This window comes from Streptomyces phyllanthi (assembly GCF_009377205.1).
Classification (GTDB): Bacteria; Actinomycetota; Actinomycetes; order Streptomycetales; family Streptomycetaceae; genus Streptomyces; species Streptomyces phyllanthi.
Genome location: NZ_VJZE01000053.1, coordinates 1 through 19,112, shown reverse-complemented (window position 1 = coordinate 19,112; position 19,112 = coordinate 1). Strand labels below are relative to the sequence as shown.

The 19,112-nt window shown below is 70.6% G+C and carries 15 protein-coding genes; 8 read left to right on the top strand and 7 right to left on the bottom strand.

Annotated elements, in window-relative coordinates:
- Positions 1 to 45 precede the first annotated feature (45 nt).
- The 3 genes from gltX to FNH04_RS10930 all read right to left on the bottom strand — a co-directional run bounded on the left by gltX (position 46) and on the right by FNH04_RS10930 (position 2,693).
- Entirely contained in the window at positions 46 to 1,521 is a 1,476-nt protein-coding gene (gene gltX, locus FNH04_RS10940; protein WP_322722901.1) for a glutamate--tRNA ligase, read from the bottom strand.
- Entirely contained in the window at positions 1,514 to 2,299 is a 786-nt protein-coding gene (locus FNH04_RS10935) for a fumarylacetoacetate hydrolase family protein (RefSeq protein WP_322722900.1), read from the bottom strand. Before FNH04_RS10935 ends, gltX begins: the two co-directional genes overlap by 8 nt.
- 208 nt (positions 2,300 to 2,507) lie before the next feature.
- Positions 2,508 to 2,693 carry a hypothetical protein gene (locus FNH04_RS10930; RefSeq protein ID WP_152782910.1) on the bottom strand — a complete coding sequence of 62 codons (186 nt, stop codon included), beginning with the start codon at positions 2,691 to 2,693 and terminating at the stop codon, positions 2,508 to 2,510.
- Between the two features lie 601 nt (positions 2,694 to 3,294).
- Here FNH04_RS10930 and FNH04_RS10925 point away from each other — a divergent pair.
- The 8 genes from FNH04_RS10925 (at position 3,295) to FNH04_RS10890 (ending at position 13,788) form a co-directional block, all read left to right on the top strand.
- Complete coding sequence (locus FNH04_RS10925) at positions 3,295 to 7,086, top strand: sensor histidine kinase (RefSeq protein ID WP_322722899.1); 3,792 nt, start codon at positions 3,295 to 3,297, stop codon at positions 7,084 to 7,086.
- Positions 7,087 to 7,095: 9 nt separating this feature from the next.
- Entirely contained in the window at positions 7,096 to 7,509 is a 414-nt protein-coding gene (locus FNH04_RS10920) for a roadblock/LC7 domain-containing protein (RefSeq protein WP_152782943.1), read from the top strand.
- Between the two features lie 100 nt (positions 7,510 to 7,609).
- On the top strand, positions 7,610 to 8,008 hold the full coding sequence (locus FNH04_RS10915) for a DUF742 domain-containing protein (RefSeq protein ID WP_152782904.1): 399 nt from the start codon (positions 7,610 to 7,612) through the stop codon (positions 8,006 to 8,008).
- A complete protein-coding gene (locus FNH04_RS10910) occupies positions 7,989 to 8,564 on the top strand; it encodes a GTP-binding protein (protein ID WP_311695014.1) in 576 nt (191 codons plus the stop codon). Before FNH04_RS10915 ends, FNH04_RS10910 begins: the two co-directional genes overlap by 20 nt.
- Before the next feature lie 400 nt (positions 8,565 to 8,964).
- Complete coding sequence (locus FNH04_RS10905; protein WP_322722897.1) at positions 8,965 to 12,123, top strand: sensor histidine kinase; 3,159 nt, start codon at positions 8,965 to 8,967, stop codon at positions 12,121 to 12,123.
- A 10-nt stretch (positions 12,124 to 12,133) separates the two neighbouring features.
- Positions 12,134 to 12,547, top strand: a complete 414-nt coding sequence (locus tag FNH04_RS10900; protein WP_033321188.1) for a roadblock/LC7 domain-containing protein — start codon at positions 12,134 to 12,136, stop codon at positions 12,545 to 12,547.
- Between the two features lie 97 nt (positions 12,548 to 12,644).
- Positions 12,645 to 13,226: a DUF742 domain-containing protein gene (locus FNH04_RS10895; RefSeq protein ID WP_322722895.1), complete on the top strand. Its 582-nt coding sequence runs from the start codon at positions 12,645 to 12,647 to the stop codon at positions 13,224 to 13,226.
- Entirely contained in the window at positions 13,207 to 13,788 is a 582-nt protein-coding gene (locus FNH04_RS10890; RefSeq protein ID WP_009314218.1) for a GTP-binding protein, read from the top strand. Before FNH04_RS10895 ends, FNH04_RS10890 begins: the two co-directional genes overlap by 20 nt.
- Before the next feature lie 134 nt (positions 13,789 to 13,922).
- Here FNH04_RS10890 and FNH04_RS10885 read toward each other — a convergent pair whose 3' ends face one another.
- The 4 genes from FNH04_RS10885 to FNH04_RS10870 form a co-directional block, all read right to left on the bottom strand.
- On the bottom strand, positions 13,923 to 14,114 hold the full coding sequence (locus FNH04_RS10885; protein WP_152782899.1) for an acyl-CoA carboxylase subunit epsilon: 192 nt from the start codon (positions 14,112 to 14,114) through the stop codon (positions 13,923 to 13,925).
- Between the two features lie 66 nt (positions 14,115 to 14,180).
- Positions 14,181 to 15,785, bottom strand: coding sequence for an acyl-CoA carboxylase subunit beta (locus tag FNH04_RS10880; protein WP_152782896.1), 1,605 nt, complete (start codon positions 15,783 to 15,785; stop codon positions 14,181 to 14,183).
- A 154-nt stretch (positions 15,786 to 15,939) separates the two neighbouring features.
- On the bottom strand, positions 15,940 to 18,279 hold the full coding sequence (locus FNH04_RS10875; RefSeq protein WP_152782894.1) for a polysaccharide lyase 8 family protein: 2,340 nt from the start codon (positions 18,277 to 18,279) through the stop codon (positions 15,940 to 15,942).
- A gap of 44 nt (positions 18,280 to 18,323) precedes the next feature.
- A complete protein-coding gene (locus FNH04_RS10870) occupies positions 18,324 to 19,079 on the bottom strand; it encodes an SDR family NAD(P)-dependent oxidoreductase (protein ID WP_228031280.1) in 756 nt (251 codons plus the stop codon).
- Positions 19,080 to 19,112: the final 33 nt, after the last annotated feature.

Here is a 19,112-nt window from a genome sequence, read left to right as displayed (position 1 = left end):
CCGTCCGGGTGCCGCCCCTCAGGCCTGTGCCTGGTCCGCCCGGCCCTACCCGGCCAGCTTCGCCAGCGCCGCGTCGACGCGGGCCAGCGTCTTCTCCTTGCCCAGGATCTCCAGGGACTCGAAGAGGGGCAGGCCGACGGTGCGGCCGGTGACGGCCACGCGGACCGGGGCCTGGGCCTTGCCGAGCTTCAGGCCATGGGCCTCGCCCGCCGCCAGGACGGCCTCCTTGAGGGAGTCGGGCGACGTCCAGTCGGCCGCCTCGAGCTTCTCGCGGGCCGTGCGCAGCAGGGCGTCCGCGCCCTCCTTCATCGCCTTCGTCCAGCTGGCCTCGTCGAGGACCGGCTCCGGCAGGAACAGGAAGTCGACGTTCTCGGTGATCTCCGAGAGGACCTTCAGACGGCTCTGCGCGTGCGGGGCGATCGCGTGCCACTTGGTCTCGTCGAAGTCCTCGGGCGCCCAGGGGGCGAACGGGGCCTTGAGCCAGGGGGCGCAGCGCTCGGTGAAGTCCTTCACGTCGAGCAGGCGGATGTGGTCGGCGTTGATCGCCTCGCACTTCTTGAGGTCGAAGCGGGCCGGGTTGGGGTTCACGTCCGCCACGTCGAAGGCCGCGACCATCTCGTCCATCGAGAAGACGTCCCGGTCGGCCGCGAGCGACCAGCCCAGCAGGGACAGGTAGTTGAGCAGGCCCTCCGGGAGGAAGCCGCGCTCGCGGTAGAGGTTCAGCGACGACTGGGGGTCGCGCTTGGAGAGCTTCTTGTTGCCCTCGCCCATGACGTACGGCAGGTGGCCGAAGGCGGGGGTCTGCTTGGCCACGCCCAGCTCGATCAGCGCCTTGTACAGGGCGATCTGGCGCGGGGTGGAGGAGAGCAGGTCCTCGCCGCGCAGGACGTGGGTGATCTCCATCAGGGCGTCGTCGACCGGGTTGACCAGCGTGTAGAGGGGGGCGCCGTTCGCACGGACGATGCCGTAGTCCGGCACGTTCTCCGGGGTGAAGGTCAGCTCGCCGCGGACCAGGTCCGTGAAGGTGATCGTCTCGTCGGGCATGCGGAAGCGGACGATGGGCTCGCGGCCCTCCGCCTCGTACGCCTCGACCTGCTCGGCGGTCAGCTCGCGGCAGTGGCCGTCGTAGCCGGAGGGCTTGCCGGCGGCGCGGGCGGCCTCGCGGCGCTCCTCCAGCTCCGAGGTGGTGCAGTAGCAGCGGTACGCGTAGCCGCCGTCCAGCAGCTTCCGGGCGACCTCCTTGTAGAGGTCCATGCGCTGCGACTGGCGGTACGGCGCGTGGGGTCCCCCGATCTCGGGACCCTCGTCCCAGTCGAAGCCCAGCCAGCGCATCGAGTCCAGGAGCTGCTCGTAGGACTCCTCGGAGTCGCGGGCGGCGTCCGTGTCCTCGATGCGGAAGACCAGGGTGCCCTTGTGATGCCGGGCGAACGCCCAGTTGAACAGGGCCGTGCGGACCAGCCCCACGTGGGGGTTGCCGGTGGGCGACGGACAGAAACGTACGCGGACGGGTGCGCTAGCCACGCTTGACTACCTTGTTGGTGAGAGTGCCGATGCCTTCGATGGTGACGGCGACCTCGTCGCCGACACTGAGGGGGCCGACCCCCGCGGGGGTGCCCGTGAGGATCACGTCGCCGGGGAGCAGCGTCATGGCCTCGGTGATGTTGACGATCAGGTCCTCGATGGAGTGGATCATCTCGCTGGTCCGGCCCAGCTGGCGCTGCCCGCCGTTGACCGTGCACTGGATGGTGAGGTCCGCCGCGGCGGCGATGTCCAGGTCCGTCTCGACCCAGGGGCCGAGCGGGCAGGAGGTGTCGAAGCCCTTGGCCCTGGCCCACTGCTTCTCGCGCTTCTGGACGTCGCGGGCCGTGACGTCGTTGGCACAGGTGTAGCCGAAGATCACGTCCTTGACGCGCTCGCGCGGGACCTCGCGGCACATGCGGCCGATGACCACGGCCAGCTCGGCCTCGTGGTGCAGCTCGCTGGAGAAGGCCGGGTACTGGATCTCGTCGCCGGGGCCGATCACCGAGGTGGACGGCTTGAAGAAGGCGAACGGGGCGTCGGGCACCTCGTTGCCCAGTTCCCTGGCGTGCTCGGCGTAGTTGCGGCCGAAGGCCACGACCTTGTTGGGCAGCACGGGCGGCAGGAGGCGGACCTTGCTCAGCGGGACCTTGGTGCCGGAGAGTTCGAACTCGGTGAAGGGGATGCCCTTGATGATGTCGAGGACGAGCTCGTCGGGCCTGTCGCCCTCGACCGCGCCGAACGCGACGTTCCCGTCGATGGAGAATCTGGCAATGCGCACGGGATCCCTGCGCCCCTCACTTGAGCCGGCTGGAGTCTGACGCTCCAGGCTAACGCGGCAGGGGGCGCCCGCCCCGCCCATTATGAAGGGCGCCCCCGGACGTCTCGGGTGACGTCGGGGGCGCCCTTCACACGCGTACGCGACCGTCTTCGGAAACCGGTCACATTCGTACGGGTCCGGCTTGAGCAACCGGTGGTCGCCGCGCGTATTACTCCGCGGCGGAGGCCCGGGTCGGGACCTCCACGAGGACGGTCCGCCGGGGGTTGGCGGTCTGGGAGGGGAGGTCGACGGGGTGCTCCTGCTGCGGCGTCTCCAGATCGTCGGCGTCGGTGAGATGCGCGAGCGTGGTGCGCTGCGGGTTGGCTATGGTGCGGAACATCATCGTCGTCTTCACTGGTGTGGGTGACCTCGTGGTTAGGGGCTCCGGGCAGCCTCAAGAGCCGCCCTGGAGGCGCGGGTTGTCGGATTCGGCAACTCTGTAAAGCGTCAGGCTAAACATGGGGGTCCTGGGGCAAGTCGTGAAGATGGCATGATCGCCGTGTGAGGTTCCTCACTTACTAGCAGATAATCGGGTCAATTCTGGCCGTGACACCGCGCTTCCGAAGCGGACATACCGGCATGGAACCCGTCATTCCGCTCCCGATCTTGATGGCCGGGACGCGCCACGTCGGCCCGCGTCCCGCTCTTGTTTGCCCGTTATGTACGGGATCCCCTTACACGCGTCGTGACACCGCCCTCACGAGGTGTCACGATGAACAACTGTGACCCGTTGGCCTTGTTGGAGGTCCGGCACTGTGCTGGAATTCCACGGACCGCCGCGGGAGTAGACCCGGCGCACAGGGGGCGCAGAGAAGCGCCTGAAGGAGCGGCGGGAAGGGGAGCCAGCGCCGGTCCACTCAACGACCATCCGGGAGCGCGCACAGAGCGCCCCCGACACGCCGACACCGTCTCGCCGTTCACGCGGGGAGGCGCCTGGTCCAGAGGTTGCGACGCTAGTGCAGGGACGTTTCAAGAGGGATGGCAGCGCTTCGGCGGAGTCGGAGCCGCACGGCGGGAACGACCGCGGCTCCTCGCCCCAGCACGCCCAGAACCCGGGCCCGGCGGAGATCGGTGACGGCGGTGAGCGCTCCGGGCGCCCCGGTGTGTCCGGCCCCCCGACGGCGTCCGCCAAGCCGAAGAGCGGCCCGGTTCGCACCGGCGGCTCGCGAATAGCCCTGCGCAACTGGCGCATCTCCACGCGCCTGGTGTCGCTGCTGGCACTGCCCGTGGTCGCCGCCACCTCGCTCGGCGCGCTGCGCATCAGCGACAACGTGGACGACATCCAGCAGCTCGACAACATGCGGCTGCTGACCGACATGACCAAGCAGGCCACCGAGCTCGCCGACGCCCTCCAGCGGGAGCGCGACCTGTCGGCCGGCCCGCTCGCGAGCGGCGACAACCCCAGCGACCTCACGGTCAAGGGCCAGCGCGATAAAACGGACACGGCTCAGCGGCAGTTCCTGAAGGCCACCGAGGAGATCGACGCCGCCAGCGCCGAGGGCCAGCTCAAGGGCGTCCGCGACAGCCTCGTGGGTATCGCGACCGAGCTGGGCCGGCTCAGCACGATCCGCAACGACGCGTACGAGGACCCCAAGAACTCCACGCTCACCGTCGAGGCGTACCACCGCCTCATCGTCCAGTTGCTGAACCTCTCGCAGGACATGGCGCAGGCCACCAGCAACCCGGAGATGATCCAGCGCACGCGTGCCCTCGCCGCGTTCTCCACCGCCAAGGAGTACGCCTCGGTGCAGCGGGCGACCATCGCCGCGGCGCTGCCCCCGAACAAGACCGACTTCGGCAACCTCTCCGAGAGCGACCGGCAGTACGGCTTCTCGGCGCTGACCAGTGAGGACTCCTCGCTCGACACCTTCGCCACCATCTACGGCAAGGACGCCGCCGAGGAGGAGACGAAGCCGATCAGCGAGGGCAACGCCACCATCGAGGCGGCCGACACCTACGCGCAGCGCGTGCTGAAGAACTCGAACGGCATGCGTTCCCAGGACAAGCGCTCGTACCAGGACTGGGTCGACGACGACTCGGTCAAGATCGAGCAGATGAAGAAGATCGAGGGCTCGCTCCTGGAGGACATGGAGCAGACCGCCCGCGAGCTGCGCAACGAGTCCGAGCAGGAAGCGATCATCTCGGGTGCGCTGATCCTGCTCGTCCTCGGTATCTCCCTCGTCGGCGCCTTCGTCGTGGCCCGCTCCATGATCCGTTCGCTGCGCCGGCTGCAGGACACCGCGACCAAGGTCGCCCAGGACCGTCTGCCCGAGCTGGTCAAGCAGCTCTCCGAGTCCGACCCGCAGGACGTCGACACCTCCGTGGAGTCGGTCGGCCTGAACTCGAAGGACGAGATCGGCCAGGTGGCCGCGGCCTTCGACGACGTGCACCGCGAGGCGGTCCGCCTCGCCGCCGAGCAGGCCCTGCTGCGGGGCAACGTCAACGCGATGTTCACCAACCTCTCGCGCCGCTCCCAGGGTCTGATCCAGCGCCAGCTGTCGCTGATCTCCGAGCTCGAGTCCCGCGAGGCCGACCCGGACCAGCTGTCCTCGCTCTTCAAGCTCGACCACCTCGCCACCCGCATGCGCCGTAACGGTGAGAACCTCCTCGTTCTCGCCGGTGAGGAACCCGGCCGCCGCTGGACCCGTCCGGTCCCGCTGGTCGACGTGCTCCGCGCCGCCGCGTCCGAGGTGGAGCAGTACGAGCGCATCGAGCTGGCCTCGGTCCCGGCCACCGAGGTCGCGGGCCGGGTCGTCAACGACCTCGTGCACCTGCTCGCCGAGCTGCTGGAGAACGCCACCTCGTTCTCCTCGCCGCAGACCAAGGTCAAGGTCACCGGTCACGCGCTGCCCGACGGCCGTGTGCTGATCGAGATCCACGACACCGGTATCGGTCTGTCCCCCGAGGACCTCGCCTCCATCAACGAGCGGCTCGCCTCGCCGCCCACCGTGGACGTCTCCGTCTCCCGCCGTATGGGTCTGTTCGTGGTCGGCCGCCTCTCGCAGCGCCACGGCATCCGCATCCAGCTGCGCCCCTCCGACTCCGGCGGTACGACCGCGCTGGTCATGCTGCCCGTCGATGTCGCCCAGGGCGGCAACAAGCCCACCCCCGGCAAGCCGGGTCCGGGCGGTCCCACCGGTGGTCCGGCCGCCGCGCAGGCCGCGGCCGGTGCGGCCGCCGCCCGTCGGCAGGCCGGCCAGCAGGGCTCGCTCGGCTCGGGTGCCCCCGGTGGAGGCCTCCTCGGTGGCGCCCCGCAGCGCGGGCAGGTCGGCGCCGGCCAGGGTCCGCGGGCCGCGCTGCCCGGCAGCGACCAGGGCGGCCGCCCGGGCGGTCCCGGTGGCCCCCGCGGTCCGCAGGGCGGTCCCTCGGTTCCCCCGCAGGGCCGGCCCGCGCCCGCAGGTGCCGGGATGTTCGGCGGTCAGGCGCCGGGTGCCCCGCAGGGCCTGTCGCCCGCCGGGACCGGTGGGCCGCAGAACTTCGACGACTCCGGGCGCCAGGGCGGCTTCGCCGGCGGCGGCTCGGGGCTGCGTCCGGGCGGTTCGATCGGCGACAACAGCTTCAGCCCGTCACGCCAGGGCGGCTTCGGTGAGGGTGCGCCCTCGGCCGACGGCTCCTCCGGCGCCGTACCTCCCAAGCAGCGCAAGGAACGTTCCGGCAGGCGCCGGCCGCAGCTGCCCGGGCGCGGTGGTCCGCGTGCCGAGCTGCCCGGCGGCGACCAGCAGCCGCGCACGCCGAGCTGGAGCGACGAGAACGCGCAGCCGCCGGTGCGCGCCTCGCTGGACATGCCGCGCGGCCACGACGAGCCGGACGCCACCTCGCAGATGCCGCGCTTCGACGGCCGTCAGGGCCCGGGCTCGACCGAGGAGATTCCCCGGGTCGACGACCGCCAGGGCCCCGAGGTCACCTCCGGTTTCCCGCGTCCCGACTTCGACGGACCGCGGGCCTCGCTGCCGCAGAACGGCACCGGACAGTTCGTCCGCCCGGACGTCTTCGGCGGTTCCGGTGCGTCCGGGTCCCCCGACCGGTTCCCGGCGCAGGGCCGCGGCAACGCGCAGGACACCGGTCAGTTCCCCGCTCCGGGCTACGGGTCTCCTCAGGACCCCTCGTCCACGGGCCAGTTCGAGCGGCCCCAGGTGAACGGCGCCGGCTTCGGCGCGCCCCGTCCGCCCATGCCGCAGCGTCCCCCGGCGCCTCCGCAGCAGCAGCCCGCCCGGCCGCAGGAGCCCGAGGCCCTGCCGCCCGCGACGGGTCCCGGCGACGGACGTACGCCGCTGTACGACACGCTGGAGACCAACTGGTTCCGCGGCGGTCAGGCCCAGCAGGGCAGCACCAACGGCAGCGGCGGCGCCCCGAGCCAGAGCAACGGCCACGGGCAGGGCAACGGCTTCGGGCCGTCGCAGGCCCCCGCGGCCGACCGGCACCCGGCCGCCGCTCCGGCCGCCCAGGCGGCCACCGGCTCCTGGCGTCCCAACCCCAACGACGAGCTCGTCCGTCAGGCCGAGCGCGTCCGTCAGCCGTCGGCGGGCGGGGTCACCACCTCCGGCCTGCCGCGACGGGTCCCCCGCGCGAACCTCGTGCCGGGCACGGCTCAGCAGCAACAGCACCAAACCGGTCCGCAGGTCTCGCGTGCGCCCGATGACGTACGCGGCCGGCTGACCAATCTCCGTCGGGGCATCGCCCAGGGTCGCCAGGCCGGTACCGGCCAGACCGGCAGCTTCCCGAGCCCCACTCACCAGCAGGAGCGTTAGTTGAGCCAGATGAGCCAAGCGGCACAGAACCTCAACTGGTTGATCACCAACTTCGTGGACAACACCCCCGGGGTGTCCCACACCGTCGTCGTGTCCGCCGACGGACTCCTTCTGGCGATGTCCGAGGGCTTTCCGCGCGACCGCGCCGATCAGCTCGCGGCCGTCGCCTCCGGCCTCACCTCCCTCACCGCAGGGGCCTCCCGGATCTTCGAGGGCGGGAACGTGGCCCAGACGGTGGTGGAGATGGAGCGCGGGTTCCTCTTCCTGATGTCCGTCTCGGACGGATCGTCGCTGGCCGTGCTCTCCCACCCGGACTGCGACATCGGCCTAGTCGGCTACGAGATGGCGCTCCTCGTCGACCGCGCGGGCGCTGTGCTCACGCCCGACCTCCGCGCCGAACTGCAGGGCAGCCTGCTGCACTGACCCCGATCCACAACACCAAACCGTCCGGCCGCCATCAGTCCCCCCACCGGCCCCGTCAGACGGCTCGACTGACCGACTTGCTGTCCCGCCCGGAGGATCCATGACCCCGCCCACCGCTTCTCATGATCCGTACGCAGCGTCGTACGGGGACGAGGGCGATCAGCCGCTGGTACGGCCGTACGCGATGACCGGTGGCCGGACGCGGCCGCGCTACCAGCTCGCCATCGAGGCGCTCATCAGCACCACGGCAGACCCGGCGGCCCTCATGGGGCTGCTCCCCGAGCACCAGCGCATCTGCCACCTCTGCCGTGAGGTGAAGTCGGTGGCCGAGGTGTCGGCCCTGCTGTCCATGCCACTCGGTGTGGCACGGATCCTCGTCGCGGACCTCGCCGAGGCCGGACTCGTCGCGATCCACCAGCCGGGTGGCGACGACAACGCCGGCGGTGCCCCGGACGTGACACTGCTCGAAAGGGTGCTCAGTGGACTTCGCAAGCTCTGACGGGGGCCGGGCGACCACCTCGGCGAAGATCGTGGTCGCGGGCGGCTTCGGCGTCGGCAAGACCACGTTCGTCGGCGCCGTGTCGGAGATCAACCCGCTGCGCACGGAGGCCGTCATGACCTCCGCGAGCGCGGGCATTGACGACCTCACCCACACCGGGGACAAGACCACCACCACGGTGGCCATGGACTTCGGCCGCATCACGCTCGACCAGGACCTGATCCTGTACCTGTTCGGTACGCCCGGTCAGGACCGCTTCTGGTTCATGTGGGACGACCTGGTCCGCGGCGCGATCGGCGCCATCGTCCTGGTGGACACCCGCCGTCTCGCCGACTGCTTCCCCGCCGTCGACTACTTCGAGAACAGCGGCCTGCCCTTCGTCGTCGCGCTGAACGGCTTCGAAGGGCACCAGCCGTACACCCCCGACGAGGTCCGTGAGGCGCTCCAGATCGGACCCGACACCCCGATCATCACGACGGACGCCCGCCACCGCGCGGACGCCAAGAGCGCGCTGATCACACTGGTCGAGCACGCGCTCATGGCACGACTGCGGTAGGGGGCACGCCGCACCCGGTACCGAACTAGTATCCGGACAGCACTCAAGTCGACAGCGCCATACGGCAGTTGTCGTAGATACACCGGCGCCGGCTGTGTCGTTTGACACGGTCGGCTTCGGCGTTCATAACGTTTCGACAGAGAAATAGGGTGGTACGGCCACGCGTCGCGGTCGATCGGTGCCACTGCGTCCAACTTGGCCCCGTCATTTGCCGCGGCTCGCTCTTTATGACCGTTTTATCTAGGACTTACATCACGCGGAATCGTTGCTTCCCTGTGTTTGGAACTGCACAGGCTGACGTGCTGGAATGCCTGAACTGCCCAATAGTCAAAAACGTACTAGGGCTTTGGAGTCACCCGCGGCACGACGTAGGTGCCCGCGCCGAGAGGTTGTTGGTCGAGTGAGGCGAAGCAAGCGCAGTCCCGAGCCGTCGGCGCGGGGCAACTTCACCCCGCCGCCGCGCGGGGCGGCACCCGCACAAGTCAACCCGGAGCCGGCGGCGTCCGCGCGCAGCGGCAGCCGTCTCTCCCCGCGCAACTGGCGCGTGCCCACCCGCCTGAACGCGATCCTGCTCATACCCGTGGTCGTCGGCCTGGTCATGGGCGGCTTCCAGGTGAAGGGCTCGATCGACACCTGGCAGGAGGCACGGGACGCCGAGAAGGTCGCGAAGATCGTGGCCGCCGCCGAGGAGTACGCCACGGCGCTCCTCAACGAACGCGACGTCTCCGCCGAGCCCCTGCTGAAGGGCGACCGGGACAACGAGACCGTCCAGCAGGCACGCGACCTCACCGACGAGAAGGCCGACGCCTTCCACGAGGAAGTCGTCGGGATGCCGTCCGGGCTGGGCCTCGAGCGCCGCCTGAAGCTGGTGGAGGACGCCGAACCGAAGCTGGAAGAGCTCCGGCAGGCGGCGTACACCCGGTCGATGGACCCGGTGCAGACCGAAGAGGGCTACGTCGCGGTCGAGCACTACCTGCTGGAGTTCTCGAACGAACTCGGCCTCGGCACGGGCAACATCACCGCGTACGGCCGCACGGTGTACGCACTCGCCCTCTCCAAGGGCGCCGCCTCCCTGCAGCGCTCCATCGGCATGCACCTGCTGGTCGAACCCAGCACCGACGAAAAGATCTACGCGCGACAGGTCACCGCCTTCACCTCGTACGCGTACCTGGAGAACATCGCCGTCCAGGAGTACATATCCGGCGGTACCGCGCAGGACTCCGCCCGCCTCAAGCAGGTCATGGACCAGAAGACCGAGGAGGGCAAGCAGCAGCTGGCCGAGGCCGCGCAGCAGGCCCAGGCCGAGGGCAAGACCGTCGTGACCCCGCCCTCCATGAACAACATGATCCAGGCGATCGGCAGCGGCCAGACGCCCGCCCAGCTCGCCGAGAAGGGCATCACCCCCGCCACCTGGATGGCCGCCTCCACCCTCAAGTTCGAGGGATACAGCGAGGTGGAGTCCGAGATGATCAACCGCGCCGTGGACGACGCCGGCCAGATCGCCTCGGACGCCCAGCGTGACGCCTACATCAACGGCGCCATCGTCATCCTCGCCCTGCTCGCCGCGTTCATCATCGCCTCCCTCATGGCCCGCCAGATGAGCCGCTCGATGCGCCAGCTGCGCAACGCCGCCTTCGGGGTCGCCGAGCAGCGCCTGCCGATGCTGGTCGACCAGCTCTCGCGCACCGACCCCGGCCGCGTCGACACCCGGGTCGCGCCCATCCCGATCAACACCACGGACGAGATCGGCGAGGTCGCCCGCGCCTTCGACCAGGTCCACCGCGAGGCCGTCCGGCTCGCCGCCGAGCAGGCCCTCCTGCGGGGCAACATCAACGCGATCTTCACCAACCTCTCGCGCCGCAACCAGTCGCTGATCGAGGGCCAGCTGACCCTGATCACCGACCTGGAGAACAACGAGGCCGACCCGGACCAGCTGGAGAACCTCTTCAAGCTGGACCACCTGGCGACCCGTATGCGCCGCAACGGCGAGAACCTCCTGGTCCTCGCCGGCGAGGAGCCCGGCCGCCGCTGGGACCAGCCGGTCCCGCTGGTCGACGTGCTCCGCGCCGCCTCCTCCGAGGTGGAGCAGTACGAGCGCATCGAGCTCTCCGGCGTCCCCGAGGCCGAGATCCACGGCCGCGCCGTGACCGACCTCGTGCACCTGCTCGCCGAGCTCCTGGAGAACGCCACCACGTTCTCCTCGCCGCAGACCAAGGTCCGCGTCACCGCGACCCGTCTCCCCGACGGCCGCATCATGATCGAGATCCACGACAAGGGCATCGGCCTCACCGCCGAGGACTTCGCGGACATCAACCACAAGCTGGCCAACCCGCCGACCGTGGACGCCGCGATCTCCCAGCGCATGGGCCTCTTCGTGGTCGGCCGGCTCGCCGACCGGCACGGCATCCGCGTCCAGCTGCGCCCCTCGGGCGAGCAGGCCGGTACGACCTCGCTGGTCATGCTCCCGGACGTGATCACCCACGGTGGCGGTGGCCAGCACCAGCCGCAGGCCGACGAGTTCACCGTCTCGCAGATCATCCCGGAGCAGCACTCCTTCGAGTCGCCCGGGCAGCCGATGCGTACGGCCGCCGAGCTCGGCTTCGACGACAGCCGCTACACCGAGGTCCCGAACGACATCCGCGAGCTGGACCCCGTGGGCCGCTCCCTGATGCGTGAGGAGCGCCGTGCGGCCCTGGAGGCCCAGGCCCACGGCCAGTCCGCCCAGCGGGATGCCATCGAGTCCCCCAGGTACGGCGACGACTTCGAGGCACAGCAGACCGGCTACGACAGCGGCCGGACCGCGTACCCGAACCAGCAGACGGGCTACGACCAGCAGACGGCGTACGAGGAGCCGCAGCGCGCGTCGTACGAGGAGACGTACTTCCCGCCGAGCGCGGACTTCACCTCGGACGGCGGCTACCCTGAGCCCACGTATGCGGAGCCGGCCCAGCAGGAGCACACGGCACCGCAGCCCGCCGCCGCGGAGGCGTTCACGTCCTTCCAGGAGCCGTCCTATCAGGACGACTGGCCGCAGCAGAACGGCTACCAGAACGCGTACCGGTCCGAGTACCCTCCGGAACCGGAATCCGTGCAGGCCGCTGACGTGAAGGAGCCGGACCGCGTAGGCTTCGAGCGTCCGGGACCGGCCCCTTCCGCCGTTCACGATCTGACCGACGCCGGACTGCCCCGCCGCGGTACCACCGCGAACGGCACAGGCGACCGGCAGTCCGTGACACAGGAGCCCCCGGCACCCAAGGAACAGGGCGGTGACTGGCGCTCCGCGAACGACTCGCGGTGGCAGCAGGCCTCACAGCTCCGGAAACCCAAGGCGGGCGGGGTCACCTCCTCCGGCCTGCCGCGGCGGGTACCCAAGGCCAATCTGGTCGAGGGGGCCGCCGCAACAACCCCGCAGGGAGGCCCACAGGTCTCCCGCGCCCCCGAGGACGTACGGGGCAGGCTGAGCAACCTGCGCCGCGGTGTCGAGCGGGGACGCAACGCAGGCAGTGAAACGAATGGCCAGGGCTTCGGTCCTGACAGCACCTACAACCAGGAGCGTTAGTGTGAGCCCGATGAGCCAGGCGGCACAGAACCTGAACTGGCTGATCACCAACTTCGTGGACAACACCCCGGGGGTGTCCCACACGGTGGTGGTCTCCGCCGACGGACTCCTTCTGGCGATGTCCGAAGGTTTTCCGCGCGACCGTGCCGACCAGCTGGCGGCCGTCGCGTCCGGACTGACCTCGCTGACCGCGGGTGCTTCCCGCATCTTCGAGGGCGGCAGCGTCAACCAGACGGTTGTGGAGATGGAGCGGGGGTTCCTCTTCATCATGTCCATCTCGGACGGTTCGTCGCTCGCGGTTCTCGCACATCCGGAAGCCGACATCGGCCTCGTCGGGTACGAGATGGCGCTTCTGGTCGACCGTGCCGGTACGGTCCTGACACCCGATCTGCGTGCGGAGCTCCAAGGGAGCCTGCTCAACTAACAGTCAGACGGTGCGTATTGGTGTCCCGGGGCCGTAAGGTTTCGGGACGCGGCTTCCACAGCGATGGATGCCCGGCACAGTCGGAGGAGGAGAGAGAGTGGCAACACCCCCAGGCGGTTCGTCTTCGGGCAACTGGTCCTACGGCCCTGGCCAGGGTCAGGGTCAGGGTGAGCAGAACCGGTACAACTTCCCCTCCACGCCCAGCCACAGGCAGTCGTACGCTCCCCCGGGCCCCCAGGGCCCGGGCCCGTCGCCGTACGACCAGCCGCCGGCGCCGCGCATCCAGCCCGTGCAGCCGCAGCGACGCGCCCCCGAGCCCGCGCCCGCCGGGGCGTCGAACAACCCCCTGGTGCGCCCGTACGCCATGACGGGCGGCCGCACCAGGCCGCGCTACCAGCTCGCCATCGAGGCGCTGGTGCACACCACCGCGCAGCCGCACCAGATGCAGGGCCAGCTGCCCGAGCATCAGCGGATCTGCAACCTCTGCCGAGAGATCAAGTCGGTCGCCGAAATCTCGGCGCTCCTGACCATCCCCCTCGGCGTGGCCAGGATCCTCGTCGCCGACTTGGCGGAGGCGGGCCTGGTCGCCATCCATCAGCCCGGCGGCGACGAGAACGCCGGCGGCCAGCCAGACGTGACACTGCTCGAAAGGGTGCTCAGTGGACTTCGCAAGCTCTAGCGGCGGTCCTTCCCGCTCCACCACCTCGGCGAAGATCGTGGTTGCGGGTGGCTTCGGCGTGGGCAAGACCACGTTCGTCGGGGCCGTCTCGGAGATCAACCCGCTGCGTACCGAGGCCGTCATGACGTCTGCTTCGGCGGGTATCGACGACCTCACCCACACCGGGGACAAGACCACCACCACGGTGGCCATGGACTTCGGCCGCATCACCCTGGACCAGGACCTGATCCTGTACCTGTTCGGTACGCCCGGTCAGGACCGCTTCTGGTTCATGTGGGACGACCTGGTCCGCGGCGCGATCGGCGCCATCGTCCTGGTGGACACCCGCCGTCTCGCCGACTGCTTCCCCGCCGTCGACTACTTCGAGAACAGCGGCCTGCCCTTCGTCATCGCCCTCAACGGCTTCGACGGCCAGCAGCCGTACAACCCGGACGAGGTCCGTGAGGCGCTCCAGATCGGACCCGACACCCCGATCATCACGACGGACGCCCGCCACCGCGCGGACGCCAAGAGCGCGCTGATCACGCTGGTCGAGCACGCGCTGATGGCACGCCTTCGGTAGTGGTGACGCCGCCGCGCGGTTGAGACACCGAGGGGCGCCCTCTCCTGACCGGAGAGGGCGCCCCTCTTCGTTGTTCCCGGGCACGCGAAAGGGGCCCACCCGGGTGGGTGGGCCCCTTTCGGAGTCGTGGAGGCTCAGCGCCAGCTGTGCGGTGCCCGGAAGCCGGACTCGCGCTCCAGTCGCCGCCAGCCGGCCTTGGCGCGTCCGCGACGGGCCGGAGCCGTGGACGGCTGGGCGGCCGCGCGCGCCAGCAGGATGGCCGTGATCGCGGCGACTTCCTCGGGCTCGGCGTGGCCCTTCTCAACGCGGATGTCAGGGATGCTCATGGGTCTCAGTCTCCATGGATGAGGTTTCGGCGGGGGTACCGCGAAGGATCCGCTGGGTTACCGCGACTACTGCGGCGGGTTGCCGTGCTTGCGCGAGGGGAGGTCGGCGTGCTTGCTGTGGAGCATCGCCAGGGAGCGGATGAGGACCGAGCGCGTTTCGGCCGGGTCGATGACGTCGTCCACCAGGCCGCGCTCCGCCGCGTAGTACGGGTGCATCAGCTCGGACTTGTACTCCTTGACCATGCGGGCCCGCATGGCCTCGGGGTCCTCTGCCTCGGCGATCTGCCGGCGGAAGATGACGTTGGCCGCGCCCTCGGCGCCCATGACGGCGATCTCGTTCGTCGGCCACGCGTAGGTGAGGTCCGCTCCGATGGACTGGCTGTCCATGACGATGTACGCACCTCCGTAGGCCTTGCGCAGGATCAGCGAGATCCTCGGCACGGTCGCGTTGCAGTAGGCGTAGAGGAGCTTCGCGCCGTGGCGGATGATCCCACCGTGCTCCTGGTCGACGCCCGGGAGGAAGCCGGGAACGTCCAACAGGGTGACGATCGGGATGTTGAAGGCATCGCACATCTGAACGAAGCGCGCGGCCTTCTCCGATGCCTCGATGTCCAGCACCCCGGCCAGGCTCTGCGGCTGGTTGGCGACGATGCCGACCACCTGGCCGTCGAGGCGGGCCAGCGCGCAGATGATGTTGCGGGCCCAGCGCTCGTGGACCTCCAGGTACTCGCCGTCGTCGACGATCTCCTCGATGACCTTCGCCATGTCGTACGGGCGGTTGCCGTCCGCCGGGACGAGGTCCAGCAGGACGTCCGAGTGCCGGTCCGCCGGGTCCGTGCACTCGACCCGCGGCGGGTTCTCCCGGTTGTTCTGCGGGAGCAGCGACAGCAGGTAGCGCACCTCGTGGATGCACGTCTCCTCGTCGTCGTACGCGAAGTGGCAGACGCCGCTCGTCTCCGCGTGGACGTCCGCGCCGCCGAGGCCGTTCTGGGTGATCTCCTCACCCGTCACCGCCTTGACCACGTCGGGGCCGGTGATGAACATCTGCGAGGTGTCGCGGACCATGAACACGAAGTCCGTCAGGGCCGGGGAGTACGCCGCGCCGCCCGCGCACGGGCCCAGCATCACGCTGATCTGCGGGATGACCCCGGAGGCCTTCGTGTTGCGCTGGAAGATGCCGCCGTAGCCCGCGAGCGCCGAGACGCCCTCCTGGATACGCGCGCCGGCGCCGTCGTTCAGGGACACCAGGGGCGCCCCGGCCGCGATGGCCATGTCCATGATCTTGTGGATCTTGGTGGCGTGGGCCTCGCCCAGCGCGCCGCCGAAGATACGGAAGTCATGGGCGTACACGAAGACCGTACGGCCCTCCACCGTGCCCCAGCCGGTGATGACACCGTCGGTGAACGGCTTCTTGGCCTCCAGGCCGAACCCGGTGGCCCGGTGCCGGCGCAGCTGCTCGACCTCGTTGAAGGAACCGGGGTCGAGGAGCAGCTCGATGCGCTCACGAGCCGTCAGCTTGCCCTTGGCGTGCTGCGCGGCGGTCGCCTTCTCGCTGGGGCCGGCCAGTGCCTGCGCACGGATCTCGTGGAGTTCGGCCACGCGCCCGCGGGCATCCGTCGGCTCGCTCGGCGTGTCCGTCTGCTCGCCTGGCGCCTCATCCAAAACGGTCATGTAGCGACCTTACGAAGTCCACCAAGAAAAGCGGGCCGTCGACTCCGTACAGTCTCCGGCCCGTTTTCCTGGTACCACTGAACAGAACCGACCGCGTGTGCAGCCCATCCGACTGCTCAGAGGGCGTGTCGGTTGTCGGGGTCACACAAAGCGCTCAGCCGAGAGTCACCTCACACCGGTGGGTCGCGCATACCGTCCCAGGGGTGACGGCGAGGCGCAGACGGCCGTCCGCCTCCCTGATCTCGATCGACGGGTCCGCCCGTACGACCGTTCCGACCGGACGGTCCCAGATGATCTCCAGGGTCCTCCCCGTGCGCGGCGGCTCGCTCACGCAGAGGGTAGCGGTACGGCCCCGGCGGCGGACCAGCACGCTCGCGGGCGCCGTGGCGGTGAGCGGGCCGACCGTGCCGGGGGCCCAGAAGTTCGCGGCCGTCAGGCCCAGGGAGCGGACGCGGACCGCCTGGCGGCGGGCGTCGTTGGCGAGGACGGACAGCCAGTGGCGGTCGGCCGCGCGGGCGGCGACCCGGTGGCGGGAGGCGCCGGGCATCAGGACGTACACGTAGGTCGCGTCGGCGGGGTCCGTGCCGTGGTCCAGCCAGAGGGTCTGCCGGCGCCGGGTGCGCCGTTCGGTGGTGCTGGTGCTGTTGATGTCGGACCAGGCTCCGGTGCGGTCCTCGCGGAGGGTGCGCAGCCGCGCCGTACCGGCGGGGCGCGGGAACACCCAGCCGCCGTGGTCCTCGAGGTGGGCCCAGCCCCGCCGTACGGTGAACTCCTGCTCGCCGCCCTCGCCCAGGTTGCGGTTGTCGACCACGGTCTCGACGGGCACCCCGTCGGCGCAGGTGATCCCGGCTCCGAGACAGACGACGGCGTCCTCGACGCAGAACCACGACTTGCGGGCCTGGAGCGTGGAGCCGAGGCCCTTGAGGTGCTGGCCGATCGCCGCGTACTCACCGTCCGTGGTCCCGCCGACCCACCGTGCGGCGGGTTTGGGCTCGCCCCACTCGCCGCCCTCCTTGTCGGCTAGGCGCTTGGTGGAGACGGTGGTGCCGGGGAGGCGGTACCAGTCGACGGTGGGCCAGAACCAGTCCGTGTACTGGTCGAGCCCCGCCCCGGACGGCCACCAGAGGGTCATTCCGGCGCCCGTGTGCCAGCCGCGCGGGTTCTCGCCGTTGCCGCACTCGTAGTGCGCGATCCGTTCGGAGGCCATGGCGATGGTGGCGACGAAGCCCGGGCGGCGGTGGACGGCGCGGTCCATGGCGGCGAAGAGGTGGTGGCCGACGGGGTCGGGCGCGGCCGGTACGGGGGAGGACGCGACCGCGTGCAGCCGAGCCAGGTCGGCGACGCCGAACTGACGGGCCGTGAGGATCGGTGCCACCGTGTTCCGCTCGATCCAGCCCTTGATCCGCCCGTGCCATCGGTCGCGCTCGGCGGCGGTGGCTCCGGCGGCGAGCAGGGCGATCGCGGCGATGAGCAGCTGCCCGTGGAAGTGGTCGCCGCGCAGGACGTGCCGGTCGTCGCTCTTGAGGTAACCCCGGCTGATGGCGCGCCCGTTGACGCTGTCCATGACCAGGCCGTCGTGGATGAGGGGCGCGTAGGCGCGCTCGACGCTGTCGAGGACGATCCGCCGGCCGGGGTCGGTCACCTCCCAGCTCGATCCGGCGAGCAGCGCGAAGAGCCGTCCGAGGCCGTCGAGCAGGACCTGCCCGTACGTGCCCGAGTACGCCACCCAGGTGTGCTGGACGAAGGAGCCGTCCGCGTAGAGCCCGTCCCCCGTGGTGACGTACGGGAAGACCGGGGAGAGGGCGTCCCGGGCCAGCGCGATCTTCTCCGGGGCGCGGCCGATGACGCCGCGGAGGGCCACGGAGCGGCAGAGGTCGACGCGGTTGGCGCCGGTGGAGGTGCCCGAGTAGTCGCGGAGCATCGCGTCGGGGACGAAGTGGTCGACGGCGGCGCAGGCGGCGGCCCGCTGTGTGTCCGTGAGGTGGTCGTGGAGGGCGGCCACGATGTCCATCAGGAGGCGGGGGCTGCCGATCTGCCACTCCCACCAGTTGCCGTAGCGGGTGGTGGAGGGGTTGTAGACCGTCGCGGAGAGGTGGTCGAGCCCGCGCAGGACGTCCGCGAGGAGCCCTTCGTCGCCGGTGAGCCCGCTGCCCGGCTGTACGTACGCCTGCGTCATCGTCCACAGGCGGCTGTAGCTCTGGGTGATCCCGGCGGGCGGGTCGAAGGGGTGGCCGGGCCAGAGGGACGTGGCCGTGGGCGCCATGGTGGCCCGGAAACCGCGGGCCAGCGCGCCGGTCTCGGCCAGACAGGTGGCGTAGGGCTCGGCGGCCGGGTCGTAACCGGTGCCGAGGGCGATGCCGAGCCAGCGGCGCCGGAGGGTGTCGTACGCGTCGTCGGGGGCGTACGGGGCGGGGGCCGCGTGCACGGGGGGTGCTCCGGTGACGGTCGTCGCGAGGGCCGCCGCGAGCAGGAAGGTACGACGGTGAAGAGTCATGTCCCTGCCCTCTACCACCTGGGCCGCCATGGTGGAACCACGCCTCAGCCGAAGCGGTCCAGAAGCCGCCGGTACAGCGCCGGGGCCACACCGCGCACCCGGCCCGGCAGGGTCAGCCAGGACGGTACGTAGACGTCGCCGTCGCGTCCGCGTCCGACGGCGTCCCAGACCGCGCTCGCGACCCGGCCCGGTGACGTGGGCCGGGGCCGGGTGCGCTGGTACGGGGTGCCGCGCCGTTCGAAGAAGGCCGTGTCCACCGGGCCGGGCACGACATGGGTCACGCCCACCCCCGTCCCCCGCAGCTCCTGCCGCAGCGCCTCGGCGAACGCGGCCACCCCGGCCTTGGCCGCGGAGTACACCGCTTCGTTCCGCACGCCCACGGTGCCCGCGACCGAGCCGACGAGCACGACACGCCCCCGGCCGGCCGCCACCATGGCGGGCAGGACCTCCCGTACGAGGTGGAGCGTGGCGTTCAGGTCGACGGTCAGTACCCGGTCGACGGCGGTGTGCGGCATGGTCGCGAAGGGGCCGGCCCAGCCGATGCCCGCCCCGGCGACGAGCAGGTCGATCCGTCCGGCCGCGCCCAGCGCGGACTCGGCCAGCCGGCGCGGGCCGTCCGGGGTGGCGAGGTCGCCGGGCAGGACGATGCCCGTCGTACCCGCGGCCGTCTCCTCCAGGCGGTCCACGTCCCGCCCGTTGAGGAGCACCTGCCAGCCGCCCTCGGCGAAGCGCCGTGCCGTGGCGGCGCCGATACCGGAGGAGGCGCCGGTGACGAGAGCCACCCGTAGGTCCTCGTGCAGGGGGGCTCGGGGGGCTTGGGCAACGGAAGGGGT

Bases quoted from the DNA above. Each gene is read 5' to 3' on its own strand.
- FNH04_RS10920 (WP_152782943.1), top strand. From the start codon at position 7,096: ATGAGCCAAGCGGCACAGAACCTCAACTGGTTGATCACCAACTTCGTG.
- FNH04_RS10915 (WP_152782904.1), top strand. From the start codon at position 7,610: ATGACCCCGCCCACCGCTTCTCATGATCCGTACGCAGCGTCGTACGGG.
- FNH04_RS10900 (WP_033321188.1), top strand. From the start codon at position 12,134: ATGAGCCAGGCGGCACAGAACCTGAACTGGCTGATCACCAACTTCGTG.
- FNH04_RS10885 (WP_152782899.1), bottom strand. From the start codon at position 14,114: ATGAGCATCCCTGACATCCGCGTTGAGAAGGGCCACGCCGAGCCCGAG.
- FNH04_RS10880 (WP_152782896.1), bottom strand. From the start codon at position 15,785: ATGACCGTTTTGGATGAGGCGCCAGGCGAGCAGACGGACACGCCGAGC.
- FNH04_RS10875 (WP_152782894.1), bottom strand. From the start codon at position 18,279: ATGACTCTTCACCGTCGTACCTTCCTGCTCGCGGCGGCCCTCGCGACG.